This is a genomic window from Marinicella gelatinilytica (assembly GCF_026410405.1).
Classification (GTDB): Bacteria; Pseudomonadota; Gammaproteobacteria; order Xanthomonadales; family Marinicellaceae; genus Marinicella; species Marinicella gelatinilytica.
The window spans coordinates 68,512-84,902 of sequence record NZ_JAPMLN010000009.1 but is presented as its reverse complement, the minus strand read 5'-3'; the positions used below and the strand labels follow the sequence as shown (position 1 = coordinate 84,902).

General features: G+C 41.2%; 14 protein-coding genes. All 14 read right to left on the bottom strand.

Annotation, left to right across the window (positions count from 1 at the left end; genetic code table 11):
• Positions 1 to 203 precede the first annotated feature (203 nt).
• The 14 genes from OS173_RS07580 to OS173_RS07515 all read right to left on the bottom strand — a co-directional run bounded on the left by OS173_RS07580 (position 204) and on the right by OS173_RS07515 (position 16,390).
• Positions 204 to 710, bottom strand: coding sequence for a hypothetical protein (locus tag OS173_RS07580; RefSeq protein ID WP_267183669.1), 507 nt, complete (start codon positions 708 to 710; stop codon positions 204 to 206).
• A gap of 138 nt (positions 711 to 848) precedes the next feature.
• A complete protein-coding gene (locus OS173_RS07575) occupies positions 849 to 1,268 on the bottom strand; it encodes a hypothetical protein (protein ID WP_267183668.1) in 420 nt (139 codons plus the stop codon).
• A 58-nt stretch (positions 1,269 to 1,326) separates the two neighbouring features.
• Positions 1,327 to 2,454 (bottom strand): M23 family metallopeptidase, encoded by a 1,128-nt coding sequence (locus OS173_RS07570; RefSeq protein WP_267183667.1) that lies wholly within the window; start codon positions 2,452 to 2,454, stop codon positions 1,327 to 1,329.
• Between the two features lie 41 nt (positions 2,455 to 2,495).
• Positions 2,496 to 2,951 (bottom strand): GyrI-like domain-containing protein, encoded by a 456-nt coding sequence (locus OS173_RS07565; RefSeq protein ID WP_267183666.1) that lies wholly within the window; start codon positions 2,949 to 2,951, stop codon positions 2,496 to 2,498.
• A gap of 177 nt (positions 2,952 to 3,128) precedes the next feature.
• Complete coding sequence (locus OS173_RS07560; RefSeq protein WP_267183665.1) at positions 3,129 to 4,499, bottom strand: dipeptidase; 1,371 nt, start codon at positions 4,497 to 4,499, stop codon at positions 3,129 to 3,131.
• Positions 4,500 to 4,797: 298 nt separating this feature from the next.
• Positions 4,798 to 5,058, bottom strand: a complete 261-nt coding sequence (locus tag OS173_RS07555; RefSeq protein WP_267183664.1) for a type II toxin-antitoxin system RelE family toxin — start codon at positions 5,056 to 5,058, stop codon at positions 4,798 to 4,800.
• Complete coding sequence (locus OS173_RS07550; protein ID WP_267183663.1) at positions 5,045 to 5,278, bottom strand: hypothetical protein; 234 nt, start codon at positions 5,276 to 5,278, stop codon at positions 5,045 to 5,047. Before OS173_RS07550 ends, OS173_RS07555 begins: the two co-directional genes overlap by 14 nt.
• Positions 5,279 to 5,853: 575 nt before the next feature.
• Complete coding sequence (avs4, locus tag OS173_RS07545) at positions 5,854 to 10,575, bottom strand: AVAST type 4 anti-phage nuclease Avs4 (protein ID WP_267183662.1); 4,722 nt, start codon at positions 10,573 to 10,575, stop codon at positions 5,854 to 5,856.
• Between the two features lie 554 nt (positions 10,576 to 11,129).
• The gene (locus tag OS173_RS07540; RefSeq protein WP_267183661.1) at positions 11,130 to 11,546 is read right to left on the bottom strand and encodes a hypothetical protein; all 417 of its coding nucleotides are present in this window, start codon (positions 11,544 to 11,546) and stop codon (positions 11,130 to 11,132) included.
• Positions 11,547 to 11,766: 220 nt separating this feature from the next.
• Positions 11,767 to 12,453 carry a response regulator transcription factor gene (locus OS173_RS07535; RefSeq protein ID WP_456085705.1) on the bottom strand — a complete coding sequence of 229 codons (687 nt, stop codon included), beginning with the start codon at positions 12,451 to 12,453 and terminating at the stop codon, positions 11,767 to 11,769.
• Between the two features lie 306 nt (positions 12,454 to 12,759).
• Positions 12,760 to 14,067 (bottom strand): sensor histidine kinase, encoded by a 1,308-nt coding sequence (locus OS173_RS07530; RefSeq protein ID WP_267183660.1) that lies wholly within the window; start codon positions 14,065 to 14,067, stop codon positions 12,760 to 12,762.
• Positions 14,064 to 15,098, bottom strand: coding sequence for an SAM-dependent methyltransferase (locus tag OS173_RS07525; protein ID WP_267183659.1), 1,035 nt, complete (start codon positions 15,096 to 15,098; stop codon positions 14,064 to 14,066). The genes OS173_RS07530 and OS173_RS07525 overlap by 4 nt, the downstream gene beginning before the upstream one ends.
• Positions 15,088 to 15,867: a DUF1295 domain-containing protein gene (locus tag OS173_RS07520; RefSeq protein ID WP_267183658.1), complete on the bottom strand. Its 780-nt coding sequence runs from the start codon at positions 15,865 to 15,867 to the stop codon at positions 15,088 to 15,090. Before OS173_RS07520 ends, OS173_RS07525 begins: the two co-directional genes overlap by 11 nt.
• On the bottom strand, positions 15,857 to 16,390 hold the full coding sequence (locus OS173_RS07515; protein ID WP_267183657.1) for a DUF2878 domain-containing protein: 534 nt from the start codon (positions 16,388 to 16,390) through the stop codon (positions 15,857 to 15,859). Before OS173_RS07515 ends, OS173_RS07520 begins: the two co-directional genes overlap by 11 nt.
• Position 16,391 lies beyond the last annotated feature (1 nt).

Genomic DNA, 16,391 nt, shown 5'->3' with positions numbered 1-16,391 from the left:
TCAAATTTTAATATGTCGGGCTTCGCGTTGCTCTGTCTAACCTACATGGTTTTATGACTAATATATCTCCATTAACTGGAATTTAGTCTATTCATACTCAATTCGTGGGCTTGGCAAAATTAGCCTCGTAAGATGGGCTCAAATTGATTAAGTTGACTTAACGCATCTCCTCAATTACTTATCGATTACGTCTTAGAATACTTCTACCTTTTACGCACAAATACAAAGCTAATACTCATTATTAATAGAATTAAAGCCATAATACCTAGATTCGAAGTGGTGTCCACAGATGTTGGCTCAGGCGCACCTCGAACCTCAAAGTCTAACTGACTAACAAAATACGTAGAATAGTCAACAGGCATTGGGGGGAAATCATTAGGATCTAGTATTCGGTATAATTCATAGGTATAAATCCCTTCACTTAAGCCACTAATTTGGCCAGCCATAAATTCAGCTGTAACGCTCATGGGAGGTATAGGTGTAATTGTTGTGCAGACATCATTTGGCAGAACAAAAATCCTTACAATATTACCGTCAACTTCAACAACACTGTTAATAATATCAACCGAATAACAAACCCATGACTCAGCCAAAAAATCAATATTTTGTCCTGCAAAAGGGATTTGAGGCTCTATTGATAAAGGGTCTTGGGCATTAGCCACCCAAATATTGCCAAGCAAACATAAAAAAATAAAAATCTTTAACTTCATAAAGTAAGCACTCCACCAGGATTTATATGACTATATTACGCCAATAATCGTAAAAATAAAAAATTTCTTTTCATTTAGACTCAATCCTAAACCATTAAAAAATTCAAATAGCTACGTTATCAGAGTAATCGTAGACAGTCACTTCTCTATAGCCATTTTCGTACAAGCGATCAGCCAGGTAAGATGGGCCCAGCCCGTCATAAAGCTTGAAAGAAATCCATTTAACTTTGATGTACGTAGATTACCTAACTTGGCATTTATTAGCTTTGAAATGAGCCAAGCAGTCAGCCATGCGACCACTACCCAAAACGTTGCGAGTACAATGTAACCATAAATTGTTGCACCACACCATCCCCAACCACAGTGGTCAAGAAGCAATCCGGGAATTCCAAGTCCATTTAAAATATAAACAGGCGCCATCTGAATCAATCCCATTACAGCATATGGTGTGATTAAATAATCCGGTAAACGGTCTTCCCAAATGACATAGGGAAGCCAAACCACTGTGTAGGTAAAAACTATTATCAAAAACAGTTTAACTGTTGTGCGCTTAAACATCTGGACAATCTCTACTAAAATAGAATTAAACAGTTACCTCAAGACTCAAAAACCAGCATTAAAACTCAATCACATCACTTTCAGCCGGCATTACATTGCGCTGAACTTCAGAATCTGTTGGCTTAAACGGATAGATCGGTTTAATATCTAAATAACCGACCGGCGCTGTGCCCAATTTTGTAAATTGTGAAAACTTGTAAGGCTGGCTTTCCATAAACAGACCGTCGGAATATTTCTCCAGTTGCTTGCCATCCGGATTTGTCAGTACGTGCATATGCAAGTGCGGTGCGAAGGAGTTGCCTGAATTACCAAATCGCCCCAGTTCTTGTCCAGTGGTGACGACATCGCCGGCTTTCACTAAAACAGAGTTCAGTTTTAAATGGGAGTAATTGCCGATGCTGCCATCGGCATGTTCAATATAAACGACATTGCCGGTGGCATTATTGATATCAGTTTCATAATCCAGTTCAAAGGGCGTTTGGTTATCAGGTATACCATCTTTAGCATAAATAACTGTGCCACCTTGGGCTGCCAGAACCGGCTGATCAAAACAGTACCAATCTTCAAGTTTTGAACCATCGTTTTTATATGGGAGTCCATCGACCAGTTTGGCATAATCGATGGCATAACGCTGCGGATTGTTACCATAAAGATAAGCGTCTTGCCTCGTATCAAAGACCGGTTCATTAAAGGGAAACAAAGCGCGTGTGTGGTATGAACTGACACCCGGCGACCCTTCAGCCAACCAGACGCCCTGTGGCAATGGAAAAGAGATTGTGATTGGATCGGGATATTGACGGTCTATTTTCAAATTAAAAACATGTTCTTTTGCGTTGCCAGAATTATCCTTATATTTAAATATATGCCTGAGTTCTTCGCTTGACCAGCCATTCTCAGGATAAGCCAGCCAGATACTGCCAATACTGACATCGCCGCGTTGATTAAAATCTTCATAATTCAATTGCAACTCATCTTCATAATAAATGGCGACGTTTTGCAAATTGGGAGCCTTGATATGAAAATCGTAGACCAACCAGGTACCGTTGGTATTCAAAACCTTAACAGGCTGTGTAGGCAGGCCGACATAGAAATCTTCTGAGATTTCTTTTGTGTTTTGGCTGCTGCAGGAAACGGTAAAAATAAGGGTGAAGTAAAGGATTGCTCTAAAGCTTTTTAAGTGCGTCATGTTTGGCCAATCTAGGACAGTCACTTTATTATAGTTATTGTTTAAGCAATTGAGATATAAATATCAATTTCTTTTGGATTTTTATAATGTTCAAAATCTGTTGTGTAAGCGCGTTTGTGCGCTGAATCCGGGTTGCTAAAGTAATCCCATATTTCGCCCCAGGTTTTAATAACAGCTTCAACACGTGCTTGGTCATCAGGTGCTGACGCCAGACCTTTAAATACCAAATATTTTCCGCTTCTAATGGTTACTTTCTCAAGTGCCTCATCCGCTTTTTCAGTGCCCGCTAAGACATTAAATTCACCACTGGCGTCAGATTCATAATCATAATAAACGCCATAAACCCGTTCTCCACCCTGGTAATCCACCGACACCTCCTGATCGAATGTCTGCCAGGTTTTGCCAATTCGTGCTGTTTCAGGGTTCATTTCTTGGGCGTTAGTGGTTCGCACCGACATGCCGTAAATTTGTTTTTCATTAAGGGTTACAATATCCATAGTTTCTCCAATGTCTTTATTTTAGCTTGTATAAAAAGCCCCGTAATGTCGACATAGTTGATCATAAAGCCTGGCAGATTGTCGCTCATTATGGTGGGCGAATCCCACCCTACGCGAACAGCTATTTTTATAATAAGACCTCACACTATGCAAGGGCTTATTAAAATCATTGTCCTTTTACTGTGACGTGTGGTTTTGGGCATAATCCTCAACTTGCTGCCAGACGCGGAACAGGTTACCGGACAGGATTTTCTCGATATCCTGTTCTGAGTAGCCGCGTTGTAACAATCCGGTAATTAAATTCGGGTAAGCCGAGACATCTTTTAAGCCGGTGGGTAAAGAATCGCCCACACCATCGTAATCCGAGCCGATACCGACATGATCGATGCCCACCATTTTCACCACATAATCAAAATGATCTAAAACTATGTCTAAAGTGGCAAACTCAAAGGGTGCTTTTTCGAGGTAGGCTTCAGTAAAGGCTTTGGCTTCTTCACTATCGGCTTTGACACCGTTCTCTGTTAGAAATTGAGCCACAGCTTTTTTATACGCATCATAGCTGTCAATCGATTTCTGAGAGACAAAGGTTGAACCAAAGTTGATAAAAATCACCCCACCCTTGTCAGCCAGGGATTTAATCATGTCATCACCCATATTACGCTCCAAACCGGGCGTAAAATGCCGCGCCGAAGAATGCGACGCAATCACCGGCACTTCGCTGATTTCAATCACTTGTTCGAAGGCCAGGTCAGAAATATGCGAGACATCAACCATCATGCCGATGTTGTTCATGGCTGTGACCAATTCTTTCCCAAAGTCAGTCAAGCCCTGCGCCGGACGTTTTTCGTCATAAGACGAATCAGAAATGTGATTACTGAGCGAATGTGACAAAGTAATGTAGCGAATACCACGATCATAGAAGTGTTTTAAATTATCCAGATTACCGGCAATCGGCGAACCATTTTCCATCCCCATCGGCAAAGAAATCAGGCCTTCTTTAAAGTTGGCTTTGATATCGGCAGGTGATTTCGCTAAAGCGAATTTATCCGGTGATTGCGCCACCATTTTTTCCACGCCATCAATCAATTCATTAGCCACGGCTGTGCTGTCACCGCCCTCTGCCTCAATGCTCGCAGGAATATAAATCGACATAAACGGCGCATCCAAACCACCCTTTATAGCCCGCGGATAATCAAAATCACCACTCTCGGTGGCCTGACTCACATCTTCATACTGTTCCTTTAACCGATAAGGCACATCCACATGCAAATCCGCAATAATGTATTTCTTGCTAATGGTTTCTGCCTGTTTTTGCACATCTATCTCTGCGTGAATAATCATCGAGAAAGATAGTAAGCAACAAACAGAGAATATTTTGAGTTTTAGATTCATGGTTAATACGTGTTTTAGAAAGTGTTGAGATTGTACACCACTGAAATTGAAATATCTTTGGGATGGACTGATGTGTTCTAAATGCCAGCTCAATAATTGTCGTACGACTAAAATATTCACTCGTTCCCATGCGCCAGAGACTGTGAAATAACGCATTGGATTTATTAAAATTTCAATTTTTTGAGATTGAACAGACACACCCCTTAATCCCCTCTCAAGAGGGGAAATAAAAGTGCTGATTCTTAATGCACTGTTTAAATATAGACAGAATCATTCCCCTCTTGAGAGGGGTGCAGGGGTGTGTTCTTGGGGCATAATTCACTTTTGTTCCCGACAAAAGTGAAAGCAACCGCGGCGATCACTTCATTTAACCTCGCGCTTTTCGCCTCTGATTCGCTACGCTCACCAACCGGCTCAGCGAGTCGTGTTGCTCAGCAGCGCTCCAATTAGATTTTTAGCGCTTATAAACCTGCTTTTGGTGACTTATTTTCACCACCGTAACAATCAACTGCATATCGGTCACTTCATAGATAATTCGATACACGCCCTGTCTAATCCGATAGCGTTCCTGACCTGAAAGCTTTTCACTGCCAATTGGCCGGGGATTTTCCCGCAATGCCTCAATACGATGAAGGATTCGGGCAACATCTTTGTTTGGGATTGGGCGTAAATCTTTGGCGACTGACTTCTTGAAGACCAGCTTATATTTTGCCATGAGCCTTCAAATCGTCCAACAAGGCCTCATAGCTCATAGTCGGCTCGGAAACCCGTTCTTCAAAGGACGCTAAATCCTCCTGATCCTCAGCCAGCGCCGCCCGAACCGCTTCGTTAACGATATCTGATAAGGAACGGTGGGTATGCGCGGCTTTCAGCCTGAGCGCCGCATGCAACTGCGGTTCAAAATAAATTGTAGAACGCTTTGATGTTTCGGTCATGGTGCTTTCCGGAGACTGAGCTAAATTGTCATTATAGCGTCATAACGTTATGGCGTCAATCAAGCAATGTTCAGACTCCCAGGTTGATAAATCGATGAGTTAAAAGGCTTTAAATCTGTTGGCTATACCGTCGTTGGAACTGCTAGCCAGCTCAAAGAATATTCAAAAAAAACAAATCGGTCATGGTCGGTTGGAATACGCTTAAAGCCGGCTCTCGAATAGAGCAAGCCAAACAGATTCTTTTTTTATACTTCACACTCGTGAAACCATGACGCTCGGCTTGAATCAGAGAAAACAACCTAAAAAAGCTTTTTCAAGGCACTACAAACCTTAAACAAACTTAACCACTCAAAAACACTCAATTTAACGTGTTATTATGCGTCAAAATTTAACATCATGGCTCGTTTTACGACCTTCATTAAATGACTGTCCTTGTTTATGTTTTATACGGCACGTGAATATGTCGCCATTTGTCAGCATATGGATAGGAGCGACACAAACTACAAATAATATATTCTTCGTATTTGATTTAGGCCTTTGGTTTTTCGGTAAACCTCGGCCACAAAGTTTTTTAGCTAGGCTACATCTTCTCTTAGGAGATAACCAGTAATTGAATATTGCTCAACCAGGAAATCCAGAACCACCATTGACTTTGCCCGTAAATTTGGTGTTCGTCTAACTTTGTCATGATTTTTGAATAAATACCTTCTCATATATCTTTCCAAATAAAATATAGTATTACCTGATTTATCCTTTGATATATCAATATCAAAAGTCTTAATTGCGTTACTGATCCAGTAAATACCATCATCTAAAAATTCACTTCCAATGCCACAAAGGAGTTTACTAATGCTATAAATAAAAGAAGGCTCACCACCGATCCTGCCACTTAGCTCATCAAAAAAAGCTTTATTCTCCGTTGAAAATGTATGCCATGTCATTGCTTCATCCTTCCAAGGGACTCTTCCAAATAAAAAGGATTCGATTATACGTTCTTTATCATGCCTCCAACCTTGGCTATTTATTGAATCAACGATATGGTCTTTAAATCGATTCCAAACATACCAAAATGAGTCCGGCATATTCAATGAGTCTTCAGCGCTAACAAATTCATTTAACAAATCTGCCACACCTTCACTCAAGGTGAAATTATCGGTAAAATATTTAAGGTATTTGTCCTTCTCGCTATTCCCTATATGCAGGATAAAACGGGCATAGTGCTTTAAAAATTCATATCTGAAAGTATAATCAAGCCGGTCTTCTCTGTCTGGTGAAAGCAATTGCTGTGAAATTATCTTAATAATCTCCTCGACAAACGGCACTGGTTTATTGTGTTCGCCATCCAATGGTGCAAGCTGAAAAGCAGTTATCAATATGTCGTTATCTATGCTTTCAATGTTGTCTATTACGGATTCCGTGATGGTTTCATCTTCGATACTGTTTAGTACACGCTCTAATTCTTTAAATAACTCCTGTTCAAAGTCATTGTTATCAATTTCATATTTGTGCTGCTTATATGCCTCTTGTCTTAAACGATCCCGAACATCTCTATATTTTTGAGCAATTACCAAATACCCAATATACAACGAATTCATGAACTCAGATTCATTCTTCCATAAGTGCTGAACAGCTTTAATGGCCACTGAATTTATCCTGTCCACTCCCATCATCGTTATTTGATCATGCCTCATCAGTGCTTTGATTAACAGCAGCTTGATAGTTAGCCTTTCATCCGGAAAATCTTCTATCAATTTTGGCAGCACAAATAACGCAGGAACAAGGCCGTCACCAATCTGGTGTATGTAATCATCATTGTTAACGATGTTTGCGTATTCAAATATGACTTCCCTGCAAAATTCTAGCTCGGTTTTTCCTAACTTTTCTTTAAAGTCTCGCAATAGCACGGCGCACACATACGATGGTGTGGCTCGATCGAACTGTAGTTCCTCCGCCATGCAGCCTTCTGAAAGTTGATTCCATATTTCTTTTGCCTCGCCCAAAGCAGTCAGTGGATCGTTTTCATAAAATTCATATTTTTTGTAGTTTTCTCTATTATAAAGCCTGCTATCAGCCCAAATTTTTAAACCGGAATGTGTAAACGGCCTGCTCGCTTCTCGCTGAGATGTTTCACTATATTCCTTAAGCTCTGGATCAATCTCCGGATTGAATTCTATTGCTATACCATTTTCCATTTCCTTTGCTTCAGGTGACATTTTTCTTTTGTCCATACGGGCTAAATATAGACGCCAAGTTTTATCGCGATGATTTTCTAGTTCTTTCTCCGGTAAGTTTTTGTAGTGAACATCCCAAATTTCCCAAATTTCTCGAAGCCTTTTCTCAGATTCTTCTTCGCTCACTTCTTCTGTCCTAAAAAACTGATACTGAAGCGCTATATTTTCTAGTGAATTTTTTCGATGTTTTTGATCGCACGCACTTATCCTTTCATTCTCATGAAGCTCATTCATCCGGTTGATGCTAAAGTTTTTGAGCGAAGTAAGTTGAGTTTTATGTGTTTGATCCAACATCATTCTAGATGTGTCATAGAAAAAAAATTCTTTTGTCCTGAATAGAGTTTTGGCTACATTAAATGTTTTCTCGTGAAAAGCACATACTATGCTTGCAACAACAGCCACGAGCGCAGAAGATTCAGATCTTGTTAGGATATAATTTAGATAAAATTCAAGTGTTTCAGATTTGGTATTTTTTCCCCTCTCAAGAAAGAAGCGTTCTAGAGACATTAATATTGATTCAAGTAAATCAGGGTTTACCTGTGTTCCTCGGTACATGCACCAAAGACGATTTGAAATAGGTAGATCAACTTTCTTCCCATCATCTAGTAATAGTGTTGCTGTTTCAATCTGGCCCTTATCAAGGCTGGATTCTTCATATTTTTTTGAAGCATAATTAATTAGGTCGGCAATGAAGTTTAATGTTAATTCTAAATTGGTTTTCAGCAGGGCGTATATAGGTGTTTGATAGGCACTGGCGGGAAAATAGTCTTGATGTCCATTCTCAACACCAAATTCATGATCTATCTCTAGTCTTGATCCATAAAAATAATCGCGGTTTTCTGGTGGTTCATACACCCAAAGGCATTTGGCTAGAGCGATCACTTTTTCCGGAATTTCCATAGCAACATTAAAGCATTCCATTTTGGTTAAAATGAATTCACTCATAAGATGATATGGATCGTTATTTCGCTTCCATTTGTTTAGAATTATTTCATCAATGATTGCTTCAAGTTCAATTTTAATTTCACCTACCCCATAAAGAATGGTTAGGATCAACTCTTTGGAAAAACCATCATCCCTAATATAGACATCGTTTTCTATTACCGATTTGTAAAACGATAATGCAATTAGGCTGGAATATTTAGTTGCGTCGCCAGACTTGTTGTGACTGTTCCAGTCGTAGAGGGCAGGTAATGCAAAATTGAGATTATCAATACCGATTTTCTCGATGTTATCGAAAATGAACTTGACAAGCGATTTCCATCCGTTTCCTTTCGGTTTGGTTATTATATATTCCATTGATAAAATATCTGGCGTTCTCACACCAAGCTTATCAAATAAACTATTGTCTATCTCTTTGCATCCTATTCTTATCAGCAAGCATATCCGTTTTAGAAGTCTGAAATCGTCTTCCAATAGTAAATCTTTATTAACGGTAAAAAAATAATCGGAATAGTCGGATAGAAGCATGGAAATTAGCACTTCATCCTTCCACAAATTGGATATTTTGTGAGACGACAAGGTTTCTACAATAAGATGGCTAACTTCTTCATTGGCCGCACTAAGTTTCTCTGATAGCCACCGCCTGAAAACCCTTCTTATGGGCAAAGACTGTTGTATTCTATCAAAAAATATTTCAGCATTTTCTGAGGATAAATAATTACTCTCAACGAATTTATCAAGCGCCCATTCTTCATATATATCATGAGTAATAAAATACCCGCGAGTAGACTCATAGCTAATTATTCCATCGGAAACCAACGATTGTTCTACCGTTTCATTTGAGTAGCTATGATCTGGATTAACGAAAAACCTTCCTGAATTAGCTCTTTCTTTAGCAAGATGTATGAAAAATTGTTCTCGTTGCGGGGATCGTTTCGCAATGACTCTTGGCCATAAAGACTCTTTGAATTCAAAGTAGCTTGCGCCCTTGTTGTCTTGGTAATGCTTCAAATACTCCCTAAGATAAAATGGAGTCAATATGAGCGCTTTGAGCCTTTTGTCATCAGGGATGACAAAATTATGCTTTTTGGCAAGTTCGAATAATGTATCTTCATTCAGGTTTTCTAGATGCACCGACTTAAAGCTAATTTTGTATACTTCATATAGCTGAAAAATTAAATCATCTAGGTAGGTATTTCTCGTGGTGAACCACACCCTCCATCCAGCTTTGATTAAATTGGATAGATACTCTTTAATAGGATCAGTATTTTCCAAAGCAAGCAAGTGTTCCGCAGAATCAATAACAACTGTTTTATTTTCAGCTCCTTCATGTGCTCCAATAAAATCTTTTAGAAAAACACCTGACAAAAATACATTCAAGCTACTAACAGAAAATTCTGTCGCTTTGTGGACATAAAAAGCATCATTTTTTCCTTTGTCTCCATACAGCTCTTTTATCAAGGCTGTTTTTCCCGTGCCGCCTTCGCCACTTATAATTAACGCGCTAGCATCTGACTTTTCAATTTCAGATATAATATTAGAGCGATTGATTGAAACATCTTGGTCGCCAAAAGTTATAGCAGTTTCAATATCGTCCAGAATTGCACCTGTATGAGACTCGAACGACTCCAAAAGTCCAAATAAATTATCAGATTGAGTAAAGAAGTACGAAGTGATCCGGCTACAATCATCGACAACAAACGGCGATTCGAAAAAGCTACAGCATCTCCATTCAATTTCTAAGTTGTTTGCCTTTGCCTTTTGTTCTGCTTCTATTTTCCCTTGTGGTTCTTTTCCTTTGTTTTGCCCCCATTCTGAATTTGTGTAAAAAATTATTTTATTTAAATGGGGATAGTCACGTTTCGCTTTTGTAATCGTATCTAGTATGTCATTTTTGTGGCCAGATAATGCGGCGTCATAAAATTTAGCTTGCCAACCAACATTAACTCCATTTGAGGAAATCGGATTGGTTTCTATTGCCGATTGGTTTTTATAGCGAAAAATGCCAGTTTTCACGCTAAATTCATTGCAAAAAAGGAGATAACACATCCACTCAAAAGCATTTTGTGGATTTGCTGAAAACTTTGCTTTAAATATATCCCAATCAGTTTTAATCAATTTCATTTTCTCTTTTAATGAGTTTTAACTGATATTGAATCGATATCATCTGCAAGATTATTAGGGGCTTTCGGAAGGCAATATAATCTCGCTTTGGTTCAAAATCAGATGCTCGTGCGGTGCCGTATAACGCCAGCGCACAACGGCGCCCTTGTAATGGAGGCGCAGCCGCAATGAAAAGGGCGTCCGGCGGCCACCGGCCGCGAATTGATGCGCCTTGTTATATGAGCCTACGCGACATTTTTTGAACATTTACTACAAATTGCTGTGTTAGCTTGGTTTACCTCGTCACACGATGGACAAACCCAGTTGTACCTTGGCGCCTTGGGGCCAAGCACCCCTTTTCTTTTAAGAGCCCGATATACGAATACCACGATTAAAACAAATGCGAGTGAGAGTAGCGGATTCTCGAGCGCAAAAAAGATTGGATAGAAAATCATTATCCATGGCGAGATATCAATATGATTGCCCGCTATCGCCCCTGGCGAGAATATGCATAAGAACAAAACCGTTACAGCGCTGGATGGAATCTTCATAGTCTCACTGGGCCTATATAACGCTCAAAGCAGCCGCGCGGTACGCGTCGGCTGGCTTTGCTTGTTATATTTTTTTGAAATTACAGCTGCAAGTGAATAAAGCACACCTGACAGCGCCAGCCAAAATAGCACCTGCATGGTTAGCGAATCTAAAAACTCAATCGAAAGCACAAACCAATGTGTTGCTCCGAGTAGCAGTGTTACCAGTACAGCTAGCACGTTGAGCATGTTTACTCTGGATAACAACTGAACCGAGATTAATGCAACTAGCGATATAAAGCCGTACGCTGAGCAAATTAACAAGCTAAGTTTGAAAGTGCCCCAACAGCCAAACTTTGGATCGCAGCTACCAATAAGCAATATTTTGTATGCCTGATAAGCGGCTATCGGCAGCATGAATAAAAGTAGTGACGTTGATACAGTTCTAATTATCGTGCTCATGACTACTCAAAAAATATAACAACTTATTAAACATACATTTTAATCCAAACTTAGGGCTTAAATCAGCTTTTTAGGGGTTTTTTACGCCTTTTTGAGTGCTTTATCACCACTTTGTTGAAGATTTATGCGTTTTTATTCGAACAATTCGAGGTTAAAACGCATTTGTGTCCTATTAGCATCTATATGGCCGGATAATAACGCATTTTTGAGATTATTTATTTTAATCCTCATCCGCCATCTTCAAACCCACACCCGGTATGGTATGCAACAATTCTTTATCGAAAGGTTTATCGATGATTTTGCGGAGTAGGTAGAGGTGGCTGCGCAGGACGTCGGATTCGGGGACGAGGTCGCCCCAGAGTTGTTGGGTGAGTTGTTCTTTGGTGACCACTTCGGGGGATTTTTTCATCAAGATTTTAAGAATCTGCATGCCGGTGGGGGATACTTTGAGCAATTGTTTGTCGCGCTTGACTTGCATGGTGGCGAGATCGAACACCAAATCACCGACTTGCAGGGCGCTTTGGTCGAATTCGCCGCGGTGGCGGCGGACCAGTGATTTTATGCGAGCCACTAATTCATCGGGATTAAAGGGTTTCACCAAATAGTCATCGGCACCTGAGTCAAATCCGGTGATTTTATCATCGATTTGATCGCGGGCGGTGAGCATAATAATGGGCACATCGGATCGCACTTCTTTGCGCACTTTTTGGCAAATATCAAAGCCGCCCATGCCGGGTAACATCACATCTAAAACCAAGGCATCATAATGGTTGGTGACAGCCAGATGCATGCCGGTGATACCGTCTGCGGCATAGTCGACGGTGATGTTTGCCAATTCCAGAAAATCAGTCACTGTTTCTGCCAATGATTGGTGGTCTTCCACCAGTAATACGTTAATATTTGTCATGTGTTGTGCTCCTGTGTAGCTGGCGTAGTATATTAAACATCTGTGTACTATGAGAGTCTGTCACAAGCCTCATAACAAGGCATCGGTTGCAGATAATGGCCTTAGTCCTTATCAAGAGCGATACCAACAGTAGGCCCTTTTAGGGGACGCTGTAATGAGGTTTGTGGCTGACTCCCGAAGGGTGAATCCTAAAACAGCCATCTACGGCGTTATATTTCCTTGCAATATGAATAACTATTACGAAGAAAAAAAGCCTTGTATCTGACTGTTTTATGATTCACTCATTGTGCACATATGTTCAATATACTACGCTAATATTTTAACTTGTGTAAGGGTTAAGGTGACCGTGGTTCCCTGATCGGGTTGGCTTAAAAAATCCACTTGCCAACCGCATTGCTGACAGAGCCAATCGACAATCGACAAACCCAAACCGAATCCTTTTTCACCGAACTCATCGCCGCGGTAAAAGGGTTCTTTAATTCTCTTCAAGGTCTCCGCATCCATGCCTTTACCCTGGTCTGAAATAATGATGTGATTATGATCTATGGTGACCGTCAACTCGGGCTTATCACCTGAATATAAACAGGCATTACGCACCAAATTACTGATGACCATAGAAAAAATTTGTTCCGCGATTGGCGCCTCGATAAGATGCTTCATGCGCCAATGCAAAGTGACTTCTTTATCGGGGAATAAAGCAATGGCCTGCTCAACGATGTTTTTGAGCACATCATTAATCACCGTGACCTCTTGGTTAGCGACCTGATTTTCGCGGGATAAAAGCAACAAAGCTTCTATCAATGACTGCATATCAGCCACCATCGGTTCCATGCGCATCACTAAACGTTTAGCCGCTGGTTCCAGGGGCTGTTTTTTCAGTAGTTCAACATTCCCCTTCAGTACCGCTAAAGGTGTTCGTAACTCATGACCGGCATAACGAGAAAAGTTTCGCTCGCGATTAACAAACTCGGCAATGCGTCCGGAGACTTTTTCAAAGGTGGCCACCAGGGTGTTGATTTCATTGTTGGCGTATTGATTGACATCATCGAAATTGAGCTGACTTAAACCCGCTTGCGAAATATCAACCTTTTCCAGTTTTCGCACCAACTGCAGAATCGGTGACAAGGCCCGCTTTGAATGCACATAGGAAATAAAAGCCGGTAAATAAATGGCCAGCAATACAATCACCAAGGGTGTAATACCAAAATAAAACGCCAATTTCGACACCTGGGCTTCTTCAAAAACCAGAAACAGCTTTTGGTTGCCCTTTTGGGTTACATAGGCAATCGGCATTTTATGGTTGAGTTCCACCCGTTGATAGGCTTCTTGCATGGTTGCCAGAGGCTCCGGTACAGCGGAATAATCATCGTTATTAACCATGTAACCGGTGAGATTCATGGTTTTGGGTAAGGGAAAATCCGAATTGTTAGCGCGGTGTTCCCAGAAAAATGCGGCCTCACCTTGTAAGGCTTGTTTAATCAGGACATTTTCCACCACTTTGGCGGCGCCAAAAACACCACCCACGGTGGCCAAGCTGATAAAGACCAATTGAATAATAAAGACTTTATTCAGCTTACTGACTAAGCCTTTATCTTTTTTAATTGTGTTGCTCATTTATTTTTTGGAGACCACAAATAATGCCCCACCAACCATTGATTACCTTTATCATAACCAAACAACTCGGCACATGACATAAAAAAGATGCGCCAGCGTTGCCACCACAAGGCCGCATCATCACCATACACCCGTTTTAATACCGGCATGATGTGGTTTTTATTGCGATCCATGTTATTGAGCCAGTGGTTCGATGTTTTCTCATAATGCTGACCCGATAACAGCCACCGGCGTTGCACTTTCATGTCATCCTGAAAAAACAAAAACGTGTCCTGGGCCGGCATTTGTCCACCACTAAAGAAATATTCAGACATCCAGTCATCTTCGCCGCGGACTTCATAAGGGTACATTAAAAAGCGGTGACAAAAAATATGCACAAACATCAAACCATCGCACTTTAACCAGGTAGAACAGTTGGCCAGAAGCTGCTGGTAGTTTCGAATATGCTCAAACATTTCAATGGATATGATGCGGTCAAACCGCTGGTCTAACGTCAATTCATTGATATCACAGGTGATGATTTCAACATGACTTAATCCGCGTTCCTGTGCCTGTCCCATAATGTATTCACGCTGCGAATGGGAGTTAGAGACGCCGGTAATTTTTGCTTTCGGAAATTGTTCGGCCATAAATAAGGTCAACGAACCCCAGCCACAGCCCAGTTCAAGAATCTGCTGACCGTCCTTGAGTTGCGCCCGTTCAATATATAAATCCAGCATGCGCCGTTCTGCCGTTGATAAATCATCACCCGGCTGATAATAAGCCGATGAATATTTATCATAATCTCCCAATACCCATTGATAAAATTCAGCGTCCACTTCGTAGTGTTGTTCATTGGCTTTGTCGGTTTCAATGGCCATCGCCGTGGTTTTTAATTCCAGCAAAAAATCATTAAACTTCTGAGACGCCTGCTCCGGCTCTTGGGCCGACTCTTCTGATAACCTTTTTTTGACCAAGTGTCGAATGCCTGAGCGAACCAAAAAGTCAGGTACCAAGCCGCGCTCCACCCAATCAATCATCTTATATATCATTGTTAACAGGTCCTATAAAAAATTTGTTGGTGCGTTGTTGATAACGCTTATAAGCTAAGCCACGTTTTTTAATGGCCTGCTGTTCTGAAAATGGAATCCCGGTGAGTTTTAATAAGAACAAGAGCATTAACGCCACCATGCCGAAGGCATACCAGAGATAATCGCTGTGCCACAATAAAATCGGGTAAATAAACCAATGTAACCATTCGAAAAAGTAATTGGGGTGACGTGAATAACGCCACAAGCCGACATTGCACACTTCACTGGCGTTATGGCTGCGTTTAAATTGGTGTAATTGTCGATCTGCCAAACTTTCACCCAGCAAAGCGCCACCGCCAATCACGATTGCCGCCGCCATTTGCCACATCGCAAGCGCTTCAGTATTCAATAACCAATAAGCCGGCAATGAAAATAAGATGCTTAAACCTGCCTGGAACATAAAAAAGACAAAGAACTTTCCTTGCGTGTTTTCAGACCAATGATTTCGCAGATGTCGATAACGGGAATCCTCATGCTGACCGTCATAACGCGCCAGTAAATGCCAACCCAATCGGCCATACCAGATAATCGGGAATAACAGCACCAACAATCGATTAGTGATATCCGCACTCAGCATGAATTGGTAAATAATCGCCGCGGCCACAATGCCCCACGCCCAGGCCATATCGACGCTGTCGGCATGCCGGGTTTTAAGCTGATAAACAAAAGCCGACAGTTGTAACAATAGACACACTGCAGCAGCTAAGATTATTGGATGACTATACATCATACGCCCTTCTCCACGATTTATTGATGCCATATAAAACACTGAAATAAAACCACCAACCCACAGCGATTAACAGCATCACGGCCATCGGTTTTTGTAGCGCCACCGCGCCCAGTTTAGCGGCTGAAAAATAACTCAAGGGGGCGCCAATAATTAAAAACGCCGCACCCAGCCAATAGCTTCGGAACAACCAACGCATACCGATTTTTAATGACAAGGCAAAACCAATCCAGAGCATCAGAATCCAATACGGCGGTAACCACCACAGTGAATTAAACCAGTGCCCATAATTAACCCAACCACTGATTTGCAAGAAGCCATCCAAGACAACCCCCACCACCAAACCAAAGACCATGGCCACCACATCACTGCGTTGCCAGCCTTCATAAGCAGTGACAACGAGAATCAGCATAAACACCAGTAAAGCCGGCAGCTTAAATCCATAAGCCACTCCCAAAACCACGGAAAACCACAGGGCATTGAGCAGCATGGCATGAATCACGGTTTTTAAAGTCGATGAATTCATG

Excerpts from the sequence above, each read along its gene's own strand:
- OS173_RS07580 (WP_267183669.1), bottom strand. The coding sequence starts at position 710 with ATGAAGTTAAAGATTTTTATTTTTTTATGTTTGCTTGGCAATATTTGG.
- OS173_RS07575 (WP_267183668.1), bottom strand. The coding sequence starts at position 1,268 with ATGTTTAAGCGCACAACAGTTAAACTGTTTTTGATAATAGTTTTTACC.
- OS173_RS07570 (WP_267183667.1), bottom strand. The coding sequence starts at position 2,454 with ATGACGCACTTAAAAAGCTTTAGAGCAATCCTTTACTTCACCCTTATT.
- OS173_RS07565 (WP_267183666.1), bottom strand. The coding sequence starts at position 2,951 with ATGGATATTGTAACCCTTAATGAAAAACAAATTTACGGCATGTCGGTG.
- OS173_RS07560 (WP_267183665.1), bottom strand. The coding sequence starts at position 4,499 with ATGCGTTATTTCACAGTCTCTGGCGCATGGGAACGAGTGAATATTTTA.
- OS173_RS07555 (WP_267183664.1), bottom strand. The coding sequence starts at position 5,058 with ATGGCAAAATATAAGCTGGTCTTCAAGAAGTCAGTCGCCAAAGATTTA.
- OS173_RS07550 (WP_267183663.1), bottom strand. The coding sequence starts at position 5,278 with ATGACCGAAACATCAAAGCGTTCTACAATTTATTTTGAACCGCAGTTG.
- avs4 (WP_267183662.1), bottom strand. The coding sequence starts at position 10,575 with ATGAAATTGATTAAAACTGATTGGGATATATTTAAAGCAAAGTTTTCA.
- OS173_RS07540 (WP_267183661.1), bottom strand. The coding sequence starts at position 11,546 with ATGAGCACGATAATTAGAACTGTATCAACGTCACTACTTTTATTCATG.
- OS173_RS07535 (WP_456085705.1), bottom strand. The coding sequence starts at position 12,453 with ATGACAAATATTAACGTATTACTGGTGGAAGACCACCAATCATTGGCA.
- OS173_RS07530 (WP_267183660.1), bottom strand. The coding sequence starts at position 14,067 with ATGAGCAACACAATTAAAAAAGATAAAGGCTTAGTCAGTAAGCTGAAT.
- OS173_RS07525 (WP_267183659.1), bottom strand. The coding sequence starts at position 15,098 with ATGATATATAAGATGATTGATTGGGTGGAGCGCGGCTTGGTACCTGAC.
- OS173_RS07520 (WP_267183658.1), bottom strand. The coding sequence starts at position 15,867 with ATGATGTATAGTCATCCAATAATCTTAGCTGCTGCAGTGTGTCTATTG.
- OS173_RS07515 (WP_267183657.1), bottom strand. The coding sequence starts at position 16,390 with ATGAATTCATCGACTTTAAAAACCGTGATTCATGCCATGCTGCTCAAT.